Below are 18,958 nucleotides of genomic sequence, written 5' to 3' on the forward strand. Positions count from 1 at the left end.
CTTTGCCGCAATCGGCCCCGATTCGGTAGTTTCCCGGGCGGCTTGTCCCCCCAATGCCGACGCATGACGGAACGCGCGCCCGGCCGGCGCGGACGCTCAGGGCCGTTGCAGTACCTGCCGTGCCGTGCCGCCTGCGGGCCGGCTGCTGCTCATCGGCCCAACCACCTCGCGCATCGCGACATAGGTGTAGAAGGTGGAGACGTTGGGGTCGTCATGGAAGACCTCCCGCGCGAAGGCGGCATAGGCCTCCATGCTCTCCACCTGAAGCTGGAGAACGAAATCGGCGCCTCCGGTGACGTAGGAGGCCTGCCGGATCTCCGGTCGCGAGGAGAGCTTGCGGGCGAAGGCGTCGGCGAGTTGCGAACCGCGGACAAGCGACACCAGGACATGGATCGTGACGGGAACGCCGAGCACGGCCGGGCTGACGATCGAGATGTCGGCGGTGATGACCTTGTCGGCCCGCAGCCGGCGCAGCCGGCGCAGCACGGCGCTCTGCGAGAGCCCGACCCGCTCTGCCAGGATGCGGGCCGGCGTCTGGTTGTCGCGCTGCATCTCCTCGAGCAGGGCGCGGTCGAAGCGATCGATATCGGCCATTTTCATCACGGCATTCCTGTGGCCGGCGAAAATAGTCGCGAAGCGCTGAAAAACGCCAACTAAAACTGCCAGCTCCCGGCTAGTCTTGGGCTCGTCGTCGATGCGCGCGGGGTCGTCGCGCACAAGCAGGAGCCTCGAAAGACAATGAGCAGGAAGAGCTGGAGCCCGCGCAGCCTCGCAGCGCAGGCGATGGGGACGATCGACCCCGTGACCAAGGCCGTCGTGCCGCCGATCCATGTCGCGACGACCTATATCCGCGACGAGGACAATGGCTACGCGACCGGCTTCATCTATGGCCGCCCGGACAACGCCACGACGCACGAGGCCGAGGGACTGCTCGCCATGCTGGAAGAGGCCAAAGCCGGCGCGCTGCTCTTCGGCTCCGGATCGGCGGCGGCGACGGCGGTGTTCCAGGCTCTCTCGCCCGGCGACCATGTCGTCGTCTCCAAGGTGATGTACTGGGCCTTGCGCAACTGGCTGATGACCGAGGCGAGGCGCTGGGGCCTGGCGGTCGAATTCGTCGAGACCGACGATCTCAAGGCGGTGAAGGCTGCGGTCAGGCCGGGAGTGACCAAGCTGGTCTGGATCGAGACCCCCTCGAACCCGCTCTGGACCATCACCGATATCGCCGCGGTGGCGGAGATCGCGCACAAGGCCGGAGCGAAGCTCGCCGTCGACTCGACCTGCGCCTCGCCAATCCACACCCGCCCGCTCACGCTCGGCGCCGACATCGTCATGCACTCGGCGACAAAGGTGCTGAATGGCCATTCCGACGTGATCGCCGGCGCGCTCTGCGCGCGTGAGGACGATGAGTTCTGGGGCCGCGTCAAGACGGTGCGCAAGGGACAGGGCGGCATTCTCGGGCCGTTCGAAGCCTATCTGCTGATGCGCGGCATGCGCACGCTTCATGTCCGCCAGGAGCGCCAGTCGGCTTCGGCGATGGCACTCGCCGAACGCCTTTCGGCCCATCCGCGCGTGGCCCGGGTACTCTATCCGGGGTTGCCGCAGCATCCCGGGCACGATGTCGCCGCGCGCCAGATGGAGAACGGCTTCGGCTTCATGCTTTCGGTCCAGGTCACCGGCGGCGAGGCCGCGGCGATCGGCACGGCAGCGCATGTCGAACTCTACAAGCGCGCCACCTCGCTAGGCGGCGTCGAAAGCCTGATCGAGCATCGCGCCTCGATCGAGGGCGCCGGCTCGCCCTGCCCGACCGACCTGCTGCGGCTCTCGACCGGCATCGAGGATGTCGACGACCTCTATGACGATCTCGACCAGGCGCTGAAGGCGGGACACGCATAGCGCCGTCGCGGTCCGCGGACCGTCACGGCCAGATCGCCTTCGCCGCCTGAAGGTAGGCGGCTCGCTCCGCAAGCCCGTTGCGGCCGCCGTTGACCAGCCTGGTCACGGCGGCGACGTCGTCGGCATCGGCCGCGGCATTGATGGCGCGCTCGCTCCAATAGGCGAAGGCGACGGCAAGCGATAGAGCGGGCTCCGCCGCCCGCTCCGGCAGAGCTTCGAGATCGATGCCGAGGATCCGCCCGAACCGGCGGTAATTGGCGCGACCGGTCAGTTGGAAAATGCCGCGGCCGTGATAACGCACGCCATCGCCCGCCTGGACGTTGCCCAGGTCCTGACGCCCCTCGTAACGCAGGTAGTACCGGGCTCCGCCATACTCCTCGAGCGTTCGGAAGCCGTCCGTCTCATGCGCCGCCTGGGCGAGGAAATGACAAAGGCGCTGCCGCGTGTCGACGCCGTGCTCCGACGCCAGCCGGTCGAACCCCTCGGCGATTCCTTCCAGGATGTCCGGCTTGGCGGCGGGAACCAGGCGCAGGAGGCGCGCCTTCGTCACCGACAGAGCCGGCGGCGGCGATGTTCCGAAAATGGATGAGACGATGCCCCTGATCGACATGACCGGCCTTCCTCCAAAGAAGGCCATCTTCATGCCGGAACGGACAACGGGGATAAGTCGCGGGCTCCCCGGCCCGGCCGTCAGCCGCCGACGGCTGTGTACTCGGTCTCGATCGAGGACGCGTGAACCTCGTGGTCGAAGCCGTAGATATGGATCGAGATCGCCTCTCCGGGGCCGAAATTGCGCATCCGATGGATGTTGGGACCGGACGGCAGCATGCAGGCGACGTAGCCCGGCTGGCGCTGCTGCTCCTCGGTCGGCACGGCCCGGCTGGCGTCGATGGCACGATACCAGGTCTCGGTGACGGTGCCGGAGACGACGCCGAAGCAGCAGGAGCAGTGGTGATCGTGGATCGAGGTGGCGGAGCCCTCGCCCCAGACGATCGCCCAGACGCTGACCTTTTCGTTGCCGGCGAGGAGATTGCGGCAATAGGCGCCGGGCGTGCGCGCCAGCGGCAGGCGCTGGATCAGATCCGGCATGGCCACCAGTTCGCGCAGCACCTCTCGGGCGGCGCCGAGATAGTCTCGCGAAAGAGTGCCCTCGTCGCTGCGCAGGCTGCGAAGAACCGCACCCTGCCGCTCCGCGCTCAGAAAGCCCTGCATCCCGTTCACCCCTCCATCAATTCGGAGAAATGATAGCCCGCGGGCATGGGCAGGCGTTTGCGTAGATCGAGAATTTTCTCCTCCGAACGCAATGCGATACCCAACAAAGATCAGATACTGGAAAAATTTGCCTCTGCATGCTCCAGTATGAGAATCTGGTTCCTAGTTTAGGAGACTTCGATGGCCAAGCTCGATGCCTTCGACCTGCGCATCCTCGCGCGCTTGCAGGAGGATGCCAGCCTGGCGCTCGCCGAACTGGCGGACGCCGTCGGCCTGTCGCCCTCGCCCTGCTGGCGCCGCGTGCAGAAGCTCGAGGACGCCGGCTACATCAAGCGCAGGGTCGCGCTGCTCGACCGTCAGAAGCTCCAGGCCGGCGTCACCGTCTTCATCGCCGTCAAGACCGCGCGGCATTCTATGGAATGGCTCGAGCGCTTCCATGCGGCGGTGCACGACCTGCCCGAGATCGTCGACTTCTACCGGATGAGCGGGGAGATCGACTATCTGCTCAAGGCCTATGTCTGCGACATCGCCGCCTATGACGCGCTTTACAAGAAGCTGATCTCCCGCATCGACCTCAACGACGTGACCTCGATGTTCGCCATGGAGGAACTGAAGTCGACGACGACGATACCGCTGGGCTTCGCTGTGGAGGAATGAGGCGGAAGGCAAGAACGGGCGCCCAAAAGGAGCGGCATGCCTGCCGCTCCCATCCGACTCCTGCGCGAGGTGCCGTTCAGAAGCGATAGGTGACGCCGGCGCCGATGAGCCAGGGGTCGATCTTGACCTTGCCGGACACCAGCCCGTTGTTGACCTTGACCTTCGGCTCCAGGAAAATCTTCTTCACGTCGAAGTTCAGGCCCCAGTGCTCGTCGAGCATGTAGTCGAAGCCGGCCTGGAGCGCGACACCGAAGCTGTCCTTGAGATCGAAATCGGTGAAGCCGCCCTTCGCCTTCTCGTTGAAGAAGACGGTGTAGTTTACGCCCACGCCGACATAGGGCTTGAAGGGTCCGAGGTCGGTAAAATGATACTGCAGCATCAGGGTGGGCGGCAGCAGCCAGGCCGAGCCGATGCGCGCGCCGGCGAGCGAGCCCGCACCCTTCACGTTATGGGGGGTCACGCCGAGGACCAGCTCGGCCGCGATGTTCTTTGTGAAGAAGTAGGTGATGTCGAGCTCGGGCACGACCGAGTTGGAGATGTCGACCTTTCCGCCGACCACCGGCGCGCCGCCGAGCCTGAGGCTCGCCTCTTCCTGCGGCACCACGGCCAGCGCGCGGCCGCGGATCATCCAGGGGCTCCACGGCGTGAGAATCGGAGCGGCCGGCGCCGCCTTGCTCGACGGCATGTCGGCTGCAAGCGCGGGCGAGAGAGCGGTCGCACCAAGCAGCGCGGCAGCGAGGGAAAGGCGAAGCGAATGCGAGATCATGGCGGCAGCCCCCGAAGTGGCGAGCCGCAATCCGCTCTGTGCTTGGCGACCGGGCTCGTAGGGCTATCAGCGCCGATTCCGCGCCGGGCGATTTGATCCGGATCAACCCTCCGCCCTGCGGCGAGGCGCTGTCACATTCCTGCCACAGGCCCCTTAGCCCTTGGTGACCTTCTGATAGTCCTTCACGTCGGAGAACGTCACGTCCGGCGCGCGTTCCGAGTCGTATTTCAAGGTGAACTGGCTCGACGCCATGAACACCGGATCGCCGTCGAGGTCATCGGCCATCGCCGAGGGCTTCAGGCCCACGAACTTCTGCAGCGCGGCCTTGTCGTCGGACGAGACCCAGCGCGCGATCGAGAACTGGCACGGCTCGAAGTCGATCGGCAGCGCATACTCCGCCTGCATGCGCTCCTTCAGCACGTCGAGCTGGAGGGCGCCGACGACGCCGACGATGGCGGGCGCGCCGTCATGCGGCAGGAACAGTTGGACGACGCCTTCCTCGGCCATCTGCTGCAGGGCCTCGCGCAGCTTCTTGGCCTTCATCGCGTCCTTCAGCTTGACGCGGCGCAGGATCTCCGGCGCGAAGCTCGGCACGCCCTTGAAGACGATGTCCTCGCCCTCGGTCAGCGTGTCGCCGATGCGCAAGGTGCCGTGGTTCGGCAGGCCGACGATGTCGCCGGCGAAGGCCTCTTCGGCGATCGAGCGGTCGCGCGCGAAGAAGAACTGCGGCGCATTGAGCGGCATCGGCTTGCCGGTGCGGACCAGCTTCGCCTTCATGCCGCGGGTCAGCTTGCCCGAGCAGACGCGCATGAAGGCGATGCGGTCGCGGTGGTTGGGGTCCATGTTCGCCTGGATCTTGAAGACGAAGCCGGTCATCTTCGGCTCGCCCGCCTCGACCGCGCGCTTGTCGGCGACCTGGGCGCGCGGGCTCGGCGCATAGGCGCCGAGCGCGTCGATGAGGTCGCGCACGCCATAGTCGCGCAGCGCCGCGCCCCAGTAGAGCGGAGTCAGATGCCCTTCGCGGAAGGCCTGGAGATCGAAGCGCTTCAGGCCCTCGGTCGCGAGGAAGACCTCCTCGCGCCAGGTCTCCGCACCACCATCGGGCAGCATCTCGTCGAAGAAGGGATCGTCCCAGCCGTTGACGCGCTTGTCCTGGACCGTTTCGTCGCCCTTCTGGTTGCGGCGGAAGGTGTTGGCCTTGAGATCGTAGGTGCCGACGAAATCGCGGCCGCGCCCGACGGGCCAGGTCATCGGCGCCACGTCCAGCGCCAGCGTCGTCTCGATCTCGTTGATCAGGTCGAAGGGGTCGCGCGTCTCGCGGTCGACCTTGTTGATGAAGGTCACGATCGGGATGTCGCGCAGACGGCAGACCTCGAACAGCTTCTTGGTGCGGTCCTCGATGCCCTTGGCCGCGTCGATCACCATGACGGCGGAATCGACGGCAGTCAGGGTGCGGTAGGTATCCTCCGAGAAGTCCTCATGGCCGGGCGTGTCGAGCAGGTTGAAGACATGCCCGCCATATTCGAAGGTCATCACCGAGGTGACGACAGAGATGCCGCGCTGGCGCTCGATCTTCATCCAGTCCGACGAGGTCTGGCGGCGCCCCTGCTTGGCGCGCACCTCGCCGGCGAGCTGAATGGCGCCGCCGAAATAGAGCAGCTTCTCGGTCAGCGTCGTCTTGCCCGCGTCCGGGTGCGAGATGATCGCGAAGGTGCGCCGGCGCGCGTGCGGGGCCTCGGACGCCGGGGCCTGGAGGGACGAGAGATCGGTCATCGCCGGTGTGAAGACAGGATGCGCCCGGCGAAGTCAATCGGCATGCCGCCTCAGTTCTTCAGCCGGTAGCCTGTCTTGAAGATCCAGCCGACGATGCCGATGCACAGCGCGAGGAAGAAGAGCGTCATGCCGAGACTGACGCCGAGGCTGACATCGGCGAGACCGTAGAAGCTCCAGCGGAAGCCGCTGATCAGATAGACGACCGGGTTGAACAGCGTCACCTTCTGCCAGAAGGGCGGCAGCATCGCGATCGAGTAGAACGAGCCGCCGAGGAAGGCGAGCGGCGTCACGATCAGAAGCGGGATCACCTGAAGCTTCTCGAAGCCGTCGGCCCAGATGCCGATGATGAAGCCGAACAGGCTGAAGGTCGTCGCCGTCAGCACCAGGAAGAGCAGCATCATCGCCGGATGCTCGATGCGCAACGGCACGAAGAAGGTCGCCGTCAGCAGGATGATAAGCCCGAGCAGCATCGATTTCGACGCGGCGGCGCCGACATAGCCGATCACCGCCTCCCACCAGGCGACAGGGGCGGAGAGCAATTCGTAGATCGTGCCGGTGAACTTCGGGAAGTAGATCGCGAAGGAGGCGTTGGCGATGCTCTGCGTCAAGAGCGACATCATGATCAGGCCGGGCACGATGAAGGCGCCGTAGGGCACGCCCTCGATCGACTGCATGCGCGAGCCGATGGCGCCGCCGAAGACGATGAAATAGAGCGCGGTCGAGAGCACGGGCGAGACGATGCTCTGCAGCGGCGTGCGCCAGGTGCGTGCCATCTCGAAGCGGTAGATCGCGGCAATCGCGCGCAGATTGAGGCGCATGCCGGTTTCGGCCTCGCGTTCGGTGGTGAGGATGGTCATGCGCGCTCCTTGTCGCCGGCATGCACCAGGCTGACGAAGATGTCCTCGAGCGAGCTCTGGCTGGTGCTGAGGTCGCGGAAGCGGATGCCCGCTTCCGAAAGACCCTGAAGCAAGGTGGTGATGCCGGTGCGGTCGGCCTGGGTGTCGTAGGTGTAGACGATCTCGTCGCCGGCCGGCGACAGGCTGAGGTCGAAAGCCGAAAGTGCGGCCGGCAACGCCGTGATCGGCTGCTGCAGCTGGAGCGAAAGCTGCTTCTTGCCGAGCTTGCGCATCAGCTCGGCCTTCTCCTCGACGAGGATGATCTCGCCGTTGGAGATGACGCCGATCCGGTCGGCCATCTCCTCGGCCTCTTCGATATAGTGCGTCGTCAGGATGATGGTGACGCCGTTGTCCCGCAGCCGGCGCACCATCTGCCACATGTCCTGGCGCAGCTCGACATCGACGCCCGCGGTCGGCTCGTCGAGGAAGAGGATGCGCGGCTCGTGGGCCAATGCCTTGGCGATCAGGACGCGCCGCTTCATGCCGCCGGAAAGCCGGCGGATCTGGGTGTCCTTCTTGTCCCAGAGCGAGAGCTCTCTCAGGATCCGCTCGATGAAGGCGGGGTTCTTCGGCCTGCCGAACAGGCCGCGACTGAAGCTGACCGTGCTCCACACCGTCTCGAAGGCGTCGGTGGTCAGTTCCTGCGGCACGAGACCGATGGTCGAGCGCGCCGCGCGGTAGTCGCGGATGATGTCGTGGCCGTCGGCGAGGACGGTGCCGGTGCTCGGTCGCACCAGCCCGCAGATGATGCTGATCAGCGTGGTCTTGCCGGCGCCGTTGGGACCGAGCAGGGCGAAGATCTCGCCGCGCCGGATCTCGAGATCGACGGATTTGAGCGCACTGAAACCGGTGGAATAGGTCTTGGAGAGCCCCGAGACTGAGATGATGGGCGAGGTCGAGGTCATGAGCATCAGCGCCATATAGGCTCGTTCGATGACGGTTGCGATGGCTGACCGGCCCCGACAGTGAGGATTCCTGCCAGCCCCTGTCGGGACCGACAACGGAAAAGGCCGGGCGACGGGCCCGGCCTCGTGACGCGACGATGCGGTCCAAGCCTATCTCATGAAGAACCACAACAGGATGATGACCGGGATCGGAACGCCCAGAAGCCACAATAAGATCGAACGCATTGGCAGCCCCTCAGTGGAAGGTTGATGCTGCCGCAACGCCCGCCGATGCGGGAAGGTTCCTAGCCGCCGCGCGCCGCGGACGGCTCGAGCGCTTCGGCGCTGGGATGCCAGAGCGGCCGATAGCCATGCGCCAGGGCGGCCAGCGTGGCCGGTGGCGTCAAGACGGTCACGATGCCCGACGGGCGGGCGCACCGGCCTGCATAGCCCGATGGAGACCAGAGCAACGCCGTATCTCCACGCAGCGCGAGAAAGGCGTCTCCCTGCTCGGAAAGCAGCATCGCGCCGTCAGGCAGCTCCGCCGCCGGCAGGCGATGCGTGCGTTTCTCCCGGTCAGAGCGGCGCTCGCCGTCGAGGATGCGATCGATGTCGGGGAAGCGCGGGGTGCGGGCGAGGCCGAGGCCCTGCACCAGCGCATCGCGATAGGCCAGTGCGTCGCGCCGCCGGCATTCCATGCAGGGGCGATGTCCGGCGGCGAAGGCGGTGACCTCGTCGCAGAAAAACAGGTCGGTATAGCCACGCCCCCAGACCTGGTGTCGGCGGCCCTTGAAGGAGAGGACACAGCAGATCCATTGGCGGCTGGCCTGGATCCGGTGCGGCAGCGCCCGCGTCAGCGGATCGTGGAAGCGCCCGCCGCGGTTGCCGAAAAGGATACCGCGCGCAGGGTCGGCGAAGAGCATGCCATCCGGCCGGACGCGATTGGGCAGGGGCATGGGCTCTCCTCGCGCTGGAACGAGGCCAGCATAGGCGGCTACCTGTCAGGCAGCGGCAGGGGCGAGCGTTCCGGGGTTTCGGTGATCCTGGCAGGCTCTTCTTAACGTTAGGAGCAAGTCGGGACCGGTCCCTAAGGCAATTGAAGTATTTTGGGGCGCACTCCGGCAGGCGCAGAAGGCGAGCGGAGTCGGTCGGCGTCACGATGAGTTCCTATATTCCCCTGATCCTGTTCACGGTGCTGACCAATGCGGCGGCACAACTCATGCTGAAGCGCGGCATGAGCGGCCTCGGCGGCTTCGACCTCGCCGGAGACGGCTTCATCGGGACGGTGTTCCGTGTCGTCTTCAATCCCTTCGTCTTCGCCGGGCTGTGCACCTTCGTCATCAGCATGGCCTCTCATCTGGTCGTGCTCTCCAAGGTGCAGATCAGCTACGCCTATCCGTTCCTGAGCCTCGCCTATGTGGTGGTCGCGGCCTATGCCTACTTCGTCTTCCACGAGGATCTGAGCCCGAGCCGGCTCGCCGGCATCGCCTTCATCGTCCTCGGTACCGTTTTCATCGCACAAAGCTGAGGAAGATCATGGACCTGATCGTTCGCCTGTTCCTGCGCCTGGGTGCGTTGCTCGAGCCGAAGCCGGAAGTCCTGCTCAAGCCCGTTCCGGTCAGGGTGCGGCCGCCGCACCGCCCGCAGTGAGGCCGCCGCGATGAAACACGTGATCATCGGCGGCGACGGTTTCGTCGGCTCGCATCTGGCGGCCGATCTCGCCGCACTGGGCGAGGCCGTGCTCGTCGCGGACATCCGGAAGAGCGATCACGCGCATTACGCGACGGTGCCCTTTCACAAGATCGACGTGACGAAGGCGGACAGCGTCGAGAGCCTGCCGCTGGCGCCGGAGGACGTGGTCTACAACCTCTCCGCCAAGATGCTCTCGCCGATCGTGACGCGAGCCGAGCGGCACGACTTCTTCTGGCCGGTCAATTACCATGGCACGCAGAACATCCTGAGCTGGATGGAGAAGAACGGCGCCGACCGGCTGGTCCATTTCACCACCGACATGATCTACGGCCATTCGGTGACGGTGCCGCAGGACGAGACCCATCCCGCCCATCCCCTCGGCGAGTACGGCGAGAGCAAGCTGGCGACGGAGCGCCTGGCCGAGGAGTACCGCGCCAAGGGCTTCAAGATCCCGATCTTCCGGCCGCGCCTCATTATCGGGCCGGGTCGCCTCGGCATCCTGGTCAAGCTGTTCAGGCTGATCGACCTCAACCTGCCGGTCCCGATGATCGGCGGCGGCAACAATCCCTACCAGTTCATCTCCGTCTTCGACTGCGCCAGCGCCTGCATCGCGGCCTGGAAGGCGGGCTTCCCCAACGAGGCCTATAATCTCGGCTCCGACGATCCACCGCCGGTTAGGAAGCTGCTCGGCGACCTTATCCGCCATGCCGGGTCGAAGTCGATCCTGCTGCCGACGCCGGCCTCGCTGGTGAAGCTCACCCTCGATGCGCTCGACGCGGTCAACATGCCGATCATGGACCCGGAGCAGTACAAGATCGCCGACGAGGTCTGTATCCTCGATACCTCCAAGGCCAAGCGCGAGCTCGGCTGGCAGCCGCAACACCGCGACGAAGACATGCTGCTCGCCGCCTATACCGAATACCGCAAGGCCAGGGATGGCCGGAAGCAGGGTGAGAGGAGCCTCGCCGCATGAGCCTGCCCGCCTTCAAGCCCGAGGATGCCCCCATGACCGCCGCCCGGCCGCAGCTGATCAGCGTCGAAGCCGCAAAGCAGCTCGATGCCGGCCAGGTGAAGGAGCTCTTCGCCACCCATATCAATCCGGGCCAGCTGCATTTCCTGAAGCTGCTCGGCTTCGATAGGATCCTCGTCGATCGCGCCGAGGGCATGCATTACGTCACCAAGGATGGCCGCAGGATCCTCGACTTCTTCGGAGGCTTCTGCTCGGTCGCCTTCGGCCACAACCATCCGCGCATCGTCGCGGCCCGGCAGAAATTCCAGGACGAGCAGCGCCATGAGATCTGCATGGCCTTCATGTCGCAATATGCGGCAGCGCTGGCGAAGAACCTCGCCACCATTGCGCCGGGCGACCTCGACATGGTCTTCCTCGGCTCGACCGGCTCGGAGGCGATGGAGGCGGCGCTGAAGGTCGCCGAACAGGCGCAGGGGCCGGGCAAGTCGAAGATCCTGCACGCGGCGAACTCCTTCCACGGCAAGACCAAGGGCGTGCTCTCGATCACGGATTCGACGCTCTACCAGTCCGGATTCAAGCTGGTCGAGAACCGGGTCAAGGTGCCCTTCGGCGATATCGACGCTGTGCGGCAGGCGCTGGAAAGCGACCCGTCGATCGGCATCGTGGTGATGGAGACGATCCAGGGCGGCGGCGGCATCGTCGAGGCGCCGGAGGGCTTCTGGCGTGAATTGCGCGCGCTCTGCGACAAGCACGGCGTGCTCTGGGTCGCCGACGAGGTGCAGTGCGGGCTCGGCCGCACCGGGCAGTTCTTCGCCTTCGAGCGCGACGGGGTGGTGCCGGACGTCACCGCTCTCGCCAAGGCGCTCGGCGGCTCGAAGGCGGCGATGGGTGCGATGATCGCCCGCCGCGAGATCTACATGAAGGCCTATGGCAAGCCGAAGACGGCGCTGATCCATGCGCAGGCGACCTTCGGCGGCATGGGCGAGGCCTGCGTCTCGGCGATCGAGGCCCTCAACGTCCTCTATGACGAGGACCTGATGGGCAATGCCAAGCGGCAGGGCGACTATCTGATCGAGCGGCTGAACGCGCTGCGCGCCAAATATCCGACGCTGCTCAAGGAGATCCGCGGACGCGGGCTGATGATCGGCGTCGAGTTCCAGGACATCAGCGAGACCATGCCCTTCGGCGTGAAGCACATGGTCGCGCTGCTTGACGACAAGCTGAAGGGCTCGCTCTGCGGATTCGTCGGCGCGCTGCTGCTGAAGGAGCACGACGTGCTCGTCGCCTTCACCGAGTACAACCGCAACGTCATCCGGCTGGAGCCGCCGCTGATCGTCACGCGCGAGCAGTGCGACCAGTTCGTCGCCGCTCTCGACGACGTGCTGTCACGCGGTGTCACCGGCATCGTCACCGGCTATCTGCGCAAGGTCGCGACGGCCAAAGGCTGAGCGGCGCCGCGACAGGCAGAAGAGGCCGGCTTGCGCCGGCCTTTCCGTATCGAAACGCGAAACGCTGTCCTCGGAACTCAGTAGTAGCCGCAGACGCGACGATAGCCGACCACGTTGCCCCAGCGGTCGAGGCGTTCGACGAGATCGCAGGAGCGGACCGGGGCGGCGTAATAGCCGTAGCCATAGGCCGGACGGGCGGCGCCGGCGATGAGGGCGCCCGCGGCGATCGCACCGGCCACGCCGGCCCCGACACCCCAGCCGCGATGGCCGTAATAGCCATAGCCCCAGCGCGGGCGGGCTTCCGCACCCGTGGCCATCAGGCTCGCGGCCAGCGTCAGGGCGGCGAGGGCGGCGGTCGTCGTCTTGCGAAACGTCGTCATGATCGGCTCTCCCGAGACTGTCGAGAGCGAACTGCTCGCCCTCCATGCCGGATTGGTCGCGACGAGTGTCCGAAGGGTTCAAGAAGGCCGTGACATTCTTCGCGGCTTTCTCAGCCCTCGGTCACCCGCCGCCAGAAATCCGAGGAGAAGCCGGGGTCGACATGCCTGGCGAAATCGCGCCATTGCGGGAAGGAAGCCCGGAAGGTCTCGGCCGACATGCGAGCATCCTTGTAGGGATTCACGCGGCCGCCTGCCTCGATCGTGATCCGGTCGAGCTCCGCCAGCAGAACCTCCGTGCGTGCGCCGCGATTGGGAAAGTCGAGCGTCAGCGTCGCGCCTTCGATCGGAAACGACATCAGCCCCGGCGAGCGCCTGGCGCCGAAAAGCTTGAGCACCGTCAGGAAGGAGGCTTCCCCGGCGTCGAGCGTCCGGCGCAGCATGTCCTCTACGGCCCGGCGCGCTTCGGCCATGGGAATGGCGCATTGGAACTGCCTCAGCCCCATCGGACCATAGGCGCGGTTCCAATCCCGGATTCGGTCGAGCGGGTAGAAGAAGGGGCGGTACGGCACCCGCCGCGGCGCGGCTCCGCGCGGTTGGCTATGGCGGTAGAGCCAGTTGAAGGCGCGCATCGTCGTCCGGTTGATCAGCGCAAAGGGCGGCGTCACCGGAAAGCGCAGGCTGCGCCCGGCCGATGGCGGCAGGAAGCCGAAATCGGGCGCGTGGTTGGCCCGGAAGAAGACGCCGCGGCCGAGATGACGGCCGCTCGCCAGCGCATCGATCCACGCCACCGTATAGTCGTAGGCCGCGTCGGAGGCGGCGGCGAGCGCGAAGAAGCCGTCGAGATCGTCGAAATGCAGGATCTCCTGCTCCATCGCGGCCGAGCCGATCGGCATCAACTGCAGCGTGACCTGCGTCACCAGCCCGGTCAGCCCGTAGCCTCCGATCGTCGCGGCGAAGAGATCGGCATTGATGTCGGGCGCGCAGAGCAGGCTGCGGCCGTCGGAGCGCATCAGCTCGAAGGCGCGCACGTGAGAACCAAAGGTGCCGGCCCGGTGATGGTTCTTGCCGTGGACATCGTTGGCAAGCGCACCGCCGATCGTCACGAAGCTGGTCCCCGGCGTGACCGGAGGGAACCAGCCGGCAGGCACGACGATGTCCAGCAGGCGGTCGAGCATCAGCCCGGCCTCGCAGGTCAACAGGCCGGTCTCGCGGTCGAAGGCGAGCACCTGGTCGAGACCGCGGGTGTCGAGCAGCGTGCCGCCGCTGTTCAGGCAGGAATCCCCGTAGGAGCGCCCGTTGCCGTAGGCGAGCACCGGACCGCGAGAGGCCGCGCCCTGCTCGATCCATGCCGTCGCATCGACGATCTCGCTGCCCTGTGCAGCGAGGCCTCCCCATGAACGATAGGCGCCCGGCGGCAACGTCACGGCAGGACCGTCGCCGCGACCATGATCAGCACGACGATCACCCCCATGACCTGGCTGCGCCAATCGCGGATCATGAAGACGAGCGGATCGTCAGGCATGCCGCCCCGGCGGGCCAGAAACCAGATTCGCGCCATCTGATAGAGGATGATCGGACAGACCAGCCAGATCAGCTTTGGCTGGCTGTAGAGCTGCTTGACATTGGCGCTGTCGACATAAAGCGCCATGATCAGCGCGCAGGTGCAGCCCGATGCCATGCCCAGCTGCGAGAGAGCCTCGATGTCCTCGGCGTGATAGCCCCGCCCCGCCTTCTTCAGCCCGGAATGATCCTGCGTCAGGCGCAGCTCGGCATAGCGCTTCACCAGGGCGAGGCTGAAGAACAGGAACATCGCGAAGGCGAGCAGCCAGGAGGACAGCGGGATCGCGGCGGCGGCGTTGCCGGCGAGAATGCGCAGCGTATGCATCGCGGCAAGTCCGAGGACGTCGACCAGCAGCTTGCGCTTCAGGACCAGCAGATAGGCCAGTGCGAGAAAGAGATAGGCCAGCAGAGCGAGCAGGAAGTTCGTCGGCTGCGGCACGAGCGGCACGGTCGAGAACGCGGCGATCAGCAGAATGGGAACGGCGGCGTAGGCCTGCCCCGCGGTGATCTCGCCGGCAGCGAGCGGGCGCCGGCATTTCGTCGGATGGCGGCGGTCGGCATCGACGTCCTTGATATCGTTGAGCAGGTAGACCGCCGAGGCGATCAGGCTGAAGGCGATAAAGGCGATGAAGCCGTGCCAGAGGGCGGCCGGGTCGAAAACATCGTGGTTGAGCAGGATCGGGACGAAGACGAGCCCGTTCTTGAGCCAATGATGGGGGCGCATCGCCCTGATCATTGCGGTGACGGACATGTCGAGGCTCCCCCGCGCTCCTGCGGTTTCCATGCGCTCCTTGCCGGCAAGGAGTGACGGCCAGAGATATCGGCGGGGGGCGTTGTCGGCGAAGAACTCCTAAGCAGGGGTGCACATGCCGCGAAAACAGGCAACGAATTCAAAGCCATGCTTAACGAGAGGCTTCCCGCCTCCCGTGGCCTCCGCAGGCTGGACGCGGAGCAGCTGGTTGGCCTTGCCGGCGCGTCAGGCCTTCGCGGCCGCAGCGGCGGCGTCGATATTGGCGACGAGCTCTGCGTCGAGGCCGAGCGAACCGGCCAGGCCCGCCAGGAAATCCTTCTCGGCAGCCGTGTCGGGGTTGATGGCGAGCCGAGCCGCCGCATAGATCTGCGTCGCCATTTCCGGTGTTTCGGCAGCTTCGGCGAGCTGGTCGATGGAAGCCGGCGCGGCGAGTTCCCTGGCCAGCCAGTCATGCGCCTCGGCGTCGAGGCCGGCTTCCTTGAGCCCGCCGAGAATGGCACCGCGCTCCTCGGCGTCGATCGTACCGTCGGCGGCGGCAGCGGCGATCATCGCGCGAATGAAGGTCAGCGCGGTAGCCTCGGTGGCCGCCTGCGGCTCGAAGCCGGTACCGGCCGGTGCCGGCAGGACCTGTTGCTGGTTGCCGTCGAGCAGAGGCTTGCCCGCCTGGTAGTTCTGGTAGGCCTTGTAGGCGAGGCCGCCGATCAGAGCGAGGCCGCCGAGCTTGGCGGCCGAGGCCGCGACGGAGCGGCCGGCGCTCGAGCCGAAGACGAGCGCGCCGAGGCCGCCGAGCACAGCCGTCGCCAGGGCCGGATTGTTGCTCAAGGCGCCTTTCGCCTGCGCCATCAGGTCGCCCACGCTCTGGCCGCCGCTCACCTGCCCGAGTGCATCGGCGGCGCCTTGCTGCACGCCGGTCTGCCGAGCCGCGTCGCCCAGGCCCTGCGTGGCCTGGGTCAGGATCTGGCCGGCAAGCCCCCCGAGTCCGCCCGAACGCTGAACCTGTTCGGCCAGGCCGCCGAGCACGCCGCTCAGACCGCCCTGCTGGCCCGACTGGGCAGCGGCCTGGCTGCCCGCGTTGACCAGGGCGTCGAGCAGCGATTTGGCGTTGAACATGTCGGTTCTCCTCAGGGGTTCCGGCGGATGGCGGACGCGCTCCGGCCGGATCAGCCATGTCATGATGACGCGACGAGGGCGCAGTTTGCACAGCCGCCACGCAATGTCATCGTTAACAATCGGTCACCCGGTTCGCTCGCCGCGAGCTCTCCGGGCCGCTTTCATCGGCATGTCGGTGCGCCATCCCCGCGCTCTCGAGGGCAACGCTGGACGCGCTGCTGGCGCGGCTCTCGCGGCTAGGGACCGAGCTTTCGCATGAGCAACGGTGCTCCGACCGCGGGATCCTTGCGCCACTGTCCCTGCTCGAAGATCAGCTCGACGCTATGTCCGCGCCTGGCGATCAGCGAAAGGCGCCCTGCGGCATAATGCCAGCCGGCGGGGTCGAAGATCGCCAGCCCCGTGTCCCGGCACGGGCCGTCGAATCCGGCCGTTCCGTCGCGTCCACCGGCCGACGGGGACAGGACCAGGCGGCACGCCTCGCGGTTCTGCTGCCGCATCAGCTGGTAGCGGCCGGGCAGCGTGGCCGCAGCCGGGGCGCGTGCCGGATCGACCGGCGTCGGCCTTTGGGCCGCATCGGCGGCCCGGTCCTGCAGAACGCGGACCGTAGCACGGGGACGGCCCTTGCCGGTCAGCCGATAGGGCTTTCCGTCGCTGCCCTTGCCGTCGAGGCCGGCTGCCGGCGTGCCGCTCCCGAAGCTGACGAGCGCCATGCCGCCGGTTTCCAGCAATTGCGGCAGGCCGGCCGGCGACAGGTTCCAGGCCGTCGCCGTATCGAGGATCGGCAGGGCGCGCCGGCATGTCGCTGGAAAGCGAAGCTGACGCAGGTTGCCCTTGGCCTCCGCGCCAAAGGTCACCGTGCAACTGCGCGGCGCATCGGCAAGCGAAAGCTCCCAGGCACCGAGCCAGCGCCTGATCGCCTCCGGCTCCCTGTTCGCGCCGCGCGAAGGCGGCACCGCCTGCCCGGCTGCCGGCAGAACGCCGGCGCCGAGCAGCAGAAGCGGCAGCAGCCGGCGGATCAGCCCTGCTTCCATGGCGTCTCCGACACGGGCGTCAGCGGCCCCTTGCCATCGAACCATGAAGCCAGGTTGTCGACCAGAAGCTGGCCCATCGCCTCGCGGGTGTGGACCGAGGCCGAGCCGACATGGGGCAGCAGCACGGCGTGCTCGATCGCGATCAGCTCGGCCGGGACCCGCGGCTCGTCCTCGAACACGTCGAGACCGGCCGAAAGGATCGTCCCGTCCTGCAGGGCCTTGATCAGCGCCTGCTCGTCGACCACCGTGCCGCGGCCGACATTGACGAGAATGCCCTTGGGGCCGAGCGCCTTCAGCACCTCGGCATTGATGATGTGATGGGTCGAGGCGCCGCCGGGCGCGACCGAGATCAGCGTGTCGACATCGGCGGCCATGTCCACCAGCGAAGGGTAGTAGCGATAGGCCACATCTTCCTGGCGGGTGCGACCATGATAGACCACCGGCAGGCCGAAAGCCTCGATGCGCTGCGCCACTGCCTTGCCGATGCGGCCGAGACCGACGATGCCGACCTTGCGGCCGCGCAGCGAGGTGGTGAGCGGATAATTGCCCTGCAGCCACTTGCCCGCGCGCAGATAGCGATCGACCTGCGGCAGCTGGCGCACCGTGGCGATCAGCAGGCCCAGCGCCAGGTCCGCGACCTCGTCCGTCAGCACGTCCGGCGTATTGGTGACGACGAGGCCACGCCGTCCGGCTTCGGCCGCATCGACATGATCGTAGCCGACGCCGAAGCTGGAGACGATCTCGAGCTTCGGCAGCGCATCGAACAACGCGGCGTCCACCCGGTTATGCCCGCCGCCGGCGGCGACGCCGCGCACGCGGGCAGAGACATCGCGCAGCAGGGCGCTGCGATCCGGCGCCTTCCAGAGTTCGTGGACGACGAAGCGGGCCTTCAGCTGATCGGCGGCGTACGCCATCAGCGGGCCGGTCATAATGATCTCGGTTCGGTCGGAGGCTGTCATCCTGGTCCTGTCCATATCCGTCGTTGCGATGATTCGTGTCTTATGAAACGATTGAAACCATATGCCGTATAGGGCGCGAAACAGCGATCCGCCTTGAAAACGGCACCGCTGCTTCGCGCGGCAGCCTCGTCATTTAGTATGATTTATTCGGGCAATTTTGTCGGGCTCGCCTTGAACGACATTCACCGATGCCAGCGTGGTGTTCAAGCTGTCGATGACCAGACCCGTCATGCGGACCGCAGCGAGATCGCCGTCCCGATCGATGATCGCGAGCAGGATGTTCTCATGGTCGGGCAGCGAATCCGCGAAGGCTTCGTCATCGCCCTTCTTCAGCACGAGCGACCATTGCAGCGTCGCGATGACGGCGCTCGCCAGACATTGCAGCGGCGCGTTCTGGGAGGCGGCGAAGATCGCTTCGTGAAAGGCGAGATCGCCGCGCACGCAAGGGTCCGAATAGGGGGGATTGTCGGTCATCGCGCGCAGGGCGGCCTCGATGCGGGCGATGTCGGCCGCGGTGCGGCGCTGGGCCGCCAGGCGCGCGACGCTGGGCTCGACGAAACGACGTAACTCGAAGAGATCACGGATGAATTTCTCGTTCGGATCGGCCTCGAAATGCCAGGCGAGAACATCGGTGTCGAGCAGGTTCCAGCGCTCGCGCGGCGCGGCCCGCGTACCGCTCTTGGGGCGGGCCTCGACAAGCCCCTTGGCCGTCAGGATTTTGACGGCCTCGCGATAGGCGGTGCGCGAGACCGAGATGTCGGCGCGCAGATCGTCCTCGTTCGGCAGCAAGGCGCCGGCTCCGATATCGCCGCTGATAATGGCGACCGCCAGCTTCTGGGCGACCTGGCCGAAGAGACGGTCGGGATTCAATGTCGTCGGCCGCGAGAAATCGCGCACCCGCATGGATCGCCCCTTCCTCTCGCCGTGCGGCAATTGCGCGTTTCCCTGGTCCCGTTCCCGGCTTGCTCCTGCTTGA

Annotated in this window: 20 protein-coding genes; 5 read left to right on the forward strand and 15 right to left on the reverse strand. The window is 66.5% G+C overall.

The annotated features are described in order from the left end of the window. Window positions 1-96: 96 nt before the first annotated feature. Window positions 97-600, reverse strand: a complete 504-nt coding sequence (locus tag BGO20_RS19845) for an Lrp/AsnC family transcriptional regulator (RefSeq protein WP_291659197.1) — start codon at window positions 598-600, stop codon at window positions 97-99. Between the two features lie 138 nt (window positions 601-738). Between BGO20_RS19845 and BGO20_RS19850 the strand changes: the two genes are divergently transcribed. Beyond that, window positions 739-1,893 (forward strand): trans-sulfuration enzyme family protein, encoded by a 1,155-nt coding sequence (locus BGO20_RS19850; RefSeq protein ID WP_291659198.1) that lies wholly within the window; start codon window positions 739-741, stop codon window positions 1,891-1,893. 22 nt (window positions 1,894-1,915) lie between these two features. Here the strand turns inward: BGO20_RS19850 and BGO20_RS19855 are convergent, their stop codons facing one another. Together BGO20_RS19855 and BGO20_RS19860 are read right to left on the reverse strand one after the other, a co-directional pair. Then, the gene (locus tag BGO20_RS19855; protein WP_291659199.1) at window positions 1,916-2,503 is read right to left on the reverse strand and encodes a glycoside hydrolase family 19 protein; all 588 of its coding nucleotides are present in this window, start codon (window positions 2,501-2,503) and stop codon (window positions 1,916-1,918) included. 80 nt (window positions 2,504-2,583) lie between these two features. Further along, a complete protein-coding gene (locus tag BGO20_RS19860) occupies window positions 2,584-3,105 on the reverse strand; it encodes a cysteine dioxygenase (RefSeq protein ID WP_291659200.1) in 522 nt (173 codons plus the stop codon). 180 nt (window positions 3,106-3,285) lie between these two features. Here BGO20_RS19860 and BGO20_RS19865 point away from each other — a divergent pair, with 180 nt between their 5' ends. Further along, window positions 3,286-3,762, forward strand: a complete 477-nt coding sequence (locus BGO20_RS19865; RefSeq protein WP_291659201.1) for an Lrp/AsnC family transcriptional regulator — start codon at window positions 3,286-3,288, stop codon at window positions 3,760-3,762. Window positions 3,763-3,838: 76 nt separating this feature from the next. Here BGO20_RS19865 and BGO20_RS19870 read toward each other — a convergent pair whose 3' ends face one another. The 5 genes from BGO20_RS19870 to BGO20_RS19890 all read right to left on the reverse strand — a co-directional run bounded on the left by BGO20_RS19870 (window position 3,839) and on the right by BGO20_RS19890 (window position 9,037). Further along, complete coding sequence (locus BGO20_RS19870; protein WP_291659202.1) at window positions 3,839-4,528, reverse strand: OmpW/AlkL family protein; 690 nt, start codon at window positions 4,526-4,528, stop codon at window positions 3,839-3,841. Between the two features lie 153 nt (window positions 4,529-4,681). Further along, on the reverse strand, window positions 4,682-6,301 hold the full coding sequence (locus tag BGO20_RS19875; RefSeq protein WP_291659203.1) for a peptide chain release factor 3: 1,620 nt from the start codon (window positions 6,299-6,301) through the stop codon (window positions 4,682-4,684). A 50-nt stretch (window positions 6,302-6,351) separates the two neighbouring features. Further along, the gene (locus BGO20_RS19880; protein WP_291659204.1) at window positions 6,352-7,158 is read right to left on the reverse strand and encodes an ABC transporter permease; all 807 of its coding nucleotides are present in this window, start codon (window positions 7,156-7,158) and stop codon (window positions 6,352-6,354) included. Continuing rightward, the gene (locus BGO20_RS19885) at window positions 7,155-8,117 is read right to left on the reverse strand and encodes an ABC transporter ATP-binding protein (RefSeq protein ID WP_291659205.1); all 963 of its coding nucleotides are present in this window, start codon (window positions 8,115-8,117) and stop codon (window positions 7,155-7,157) included. The genes BGO20_RS19880 and BGO20_RS19885 overlap by 4 nt, the downstream gene beginning before the upstream one ends. A 269-nt stretch (window positions 8,118-8,386) precedes the next feature. Next, a complete protein-coding gene (locus BGO20_RS19890) occupies window positions 8,387-9,037 on the reverse strand; it encodes a hypothetical protein (RefSeq protein WP_291659206.1) in 651 nt (216 codons plus the stop codon). A 203-nt stretch (window positions 9,038-9,240) separates the two neighbouring features. Between BGO20_RS19890 and BGO20_RS19895 the strand changes: the two genes are divergently transcribed. The 3 genes from BGO20_RS19895 (at window position 9,241) to BGO20_RS19905 (ending at window position 12,191) form a co-directional block, all read left to right on the forward strand. After that, window positions 9,241-9,609: a DMT family transporter gene (locus BGO20_RS19895; RefSeq protein WP_291659207.1), complete on the forward strand. Its 369-nt coding sequence runs from the start codon at window positions 9,241-9,243 to the stop codon at window positions 9,607-9,609. 132 nt (window positions 9,610-9,741) lie between these two features. Then, window positions 9,742-10,746, forward strand: a complete 1,005-nt coding sequence (locus BGO20_RS19900; protein WP_291659208.1) for an NAD-dependent epimerase/dehydratase family protein — start codon at window positions 9,742-9,744, stop codon at window positions 10,744-10,746. After that, window positions 10,743-12,191 (forward strand): aspartate aminotransferase family protein, encoded by a 1,449-nt coding sequence (locus BGO20_RS19905; protein WP_291659209.1) that lies wholly within the window; start codon window positions 10,743-10,745, stop codon window positions 12,189-12,191. The genes BGO20_RS19900 and BGO20_RS19905 overlap by 4 nt, the downstream gene beginning before the upstream one ends. A gap of 77 nt (window positions 12,192-12,268) precedes the next feature. On the opposite strand, the gene BGO20_RS19910 is transcribed toward BGO20_RS19905, so the two are convergent. The 7 genes from BGO20_RS19910 to BGO20_RS19940 all read right to left on the reverse strand — a co-directional run bounded on the left by BGO20_RS19910 (window position 12,269) and on the right by BGO20_RS19940 (window position 18,885). Continuing rightward, window positions 12,269-12,571 (reverse strand): hypothetical protein, encoded by a 303-nt coding sequence (locus tag BGO20_RS19910; protein WP_291659210.1) that lies wholly within the window; start codon window positions 12,569-12,571, stop codon window positions 12,269-12,271. 110 nt (window positions 12,572-12,681) lie between these two features. Then, on the reverse strand, window positions 12,682-13,995 hold the full coding sequence (locus BGO20_RS19915) for an FAD-binding oxidoreductase (RefSeq protein WP_291659211.1): 1,314 nt from the start codon (window positions 13,993-13,995) through the stop codon (window positions 12,682-12,684). After that, on the reverse strand, window positions 13,992-14,882 hold the full coding sequence (locus tag BGO20_RS19920; protein WP_291659212.1) for a UbiA family prenyltransferase: 891 nt from the start codon (window positions 14,880-14,882) through the stop codon (window positions 13,992-13,994). Before BGO20_RS19920 ends, BGO20_RS19915 begins: the two co-directional genes overlap by 4 nt. Window positions 14,883-15,107: 225 nt before the next feature. Further along, window positions 15,108-15,992: a tellurite resistance TerB family protein gene (locus tag BGO20_RS19925; protein ID WP_291659213.1), complete on the reverse strand. Its 885-nt coding sequence runs from the start codon at window positions 15,990-15,992 to the stop codon at window positions 15,108-15,110. Between the two features lie 236 nt (window positions 15,993-16,228). Next, window positions 16,229-17,023 (reverse strand): AprI/Inh family metalloprotease inhibitor, encoded by a 795-nt coding sequence (locus BGO20_RS19930; protein ID WP_291659214.1) that lies wholly within the window; start codon window positions 17,021-17,023, stop codon window positions 16,229-16,231. Continuing rightward, complete coding sequence (locus tag BGO20_RS19935) at window positions 17,008-17,982, reverse strand: 2-hydroxyacid dehydrogenase (RefSeq protein WP_291659215.1); 975 nt, start codon at window positions 17,980-17,982, stop codon at window positions 17,008-17,010. Before BGO20_RS19935 ends, BGO20_RS19930 begins: the two co-directional genes overlap by 16 nt. Window positions 17,983-18,111: 129 nt before the next feature. Beyond that, the gene (locus BGO20_RS19940; protein ID WP_291659216.1) at window positions 18,112-18,885 is read right to left on the reverse strand and encodes a FadR/GntR family transcriptional regulator; all 774 of its coding nucleotides are present in this window, start codon (window positions 18,883-18,885) and stop codon (window positions 18,112-18,114) included. Between the last annotated feature and the right edge of the window lie 73 nt (window positions 18,886-18,958).

Source organism: Allobosea sp. 67-29, from assembly GCF_001898115.1.
Lineage (GTDB): Bacteria > Pseudomonadota > Alphaproteobacteria > Rhizobiales > Beijerinckiaceae > Allobosea.

Excerpts from the sequence above, each read along its gene's own strand:
- BGO20_RS19885 (WP_291659205.1), bottom strand. The coding sequence starts at position 8,117 with ATGGCGCTGATGCTCATGACCTCGACCTCGCCCATCATCTCAGTCTCG.
- BGO20_RS19895 (WP_291659207.1), top strand. The coding sequence starts at position 9,241 with ATGAGTTCCTATATTCCCCTGATCCTGTTCACGGTGCTGACCAATGCG.
- BGO20_RS19910 (WP_291659210.1), bottom strand. The coding sequence starts at position 12,571 with ATGACGACGTTTCGCAAGACGACGACCGCCGCCCTCGCCGCCCTGACG.
- BGO20_RS19905 (WP_291659209.1), top strand. The coding sequence starts at position 10,743 with ATGAGCCTGCCCGCCTTCAAGCCCGAGGATGCCCCCATGACCGCCGCC.
- BGO20_RS19845 (WP_291659197.1), bottom strand. The coding sequence starts at position 600 with ATGAAAATGGCCGATATCGATCGCTTCGACCGCGCCCTGCTCGAGGAG.
- BGO20_RS19925 (WP_291659213.1), bottom strand. The coding sequence starts at position 15,992 with ATGTTCAACGCCAAATCGCTGCTCGACGCCCTGGTCAACGCGGGCAGC.
- BGO20_RS19865 (WP_291659201.1), top strand. The coding sequence starts at position 3,286 with ATGGCCAAGCTCGATGCCTTCGACCTGCGCATCCTCGCGCGCTTGCAG.
- BGO20_RS19855 (WP_291659199.1), bottom strand. The coding sequence starts at position 2,503 with ATGTCGATCAGGGGCATCGTCTCATCCATTTTCGGAACATCGCCGCCG.
- BGO20_RS19850 (WP_291659198.1), top strand. The coding sequence starts at position 739 with ATGAGCAGGAAGAGCTGGAGCCCGCGCAGCCTCGCAGCGCAGGCGATG.
- BGO20_RS19860 (WP_291659200.1), bottom strand. The coding sequence starts at position 3,105 with ATGCAGGGCTTTCTGAGCGCGGAGCGGCAGGGTGCGGTTCTTCGCAGC.
- BGO20_RS19880 (WP_291659204.1), bottom strand. The coding sequence starts at position 7,158 with ATGACCATCCTCACCACCGAACGCGAGGCCGAAACCGGCATGCGCCTC.
- BGO20_RS19870 (WP_291659202.1), bottom strand. The coding sequence starts at position 4,528 with ATGATCTCGCATTCGCTTCGCCTTTCCCTCGCTGCCGCGCTGCTTGGT.
- BGO20_RS19875 (WP_291659203.1), bottom strand. The coding sequence starts at position 6,301 with ATGACCGATCTCTCGTCCCTCCAGGCCCCGGCGTCCGAGGCCCCGCAC.
- BGO20_RS19940 (WP_291659216.1), bottom strand. The coding sequence starts at position 18,885 with ATGCGGGTGCGCGATTTCTCGCGGCCGACGACATTGAATCCCGACCGT.
- BGO20_RS19935 (WP_291659215.1), bottom strand. The coding sequence starts at position 17,982 with ATGACAGCCTCCGACCGAACCGAGATCATTATGACCGGCCCGCTGATG.
- BGO20_RS19920 (WP_291659212.1), bottom strand. The coding sequence starts at position 14,882 with ATGTCCGTCACCGCAATGATCAGGGCGATGCGCCCCCATCATTGGCTC.
- BGO20_RS19900 (WP_291659208.1), top strand. The coding sequence starts at position 9,742 with ATGAAACACGTGATCATCGGCGGCGACGGTTTCGTCGGCTCGCATCTG.
- BGO20_RS19930 (WP_291659214.1), bottom strand. The coding sequence starts at position 17,023 with ATGGAAGCAGGGCTGATCCGCCGGCTGCTGCCGCTTCTGCTGCTCGGC.
- BGO20_RS19890 (WP_291659206.1), bottom strand. The coding sequence starts at position 9,037 with ATGCCCCTGCCCAATCGCGTCCGGCCGGATGGCATGCTCTTCGCCGAC.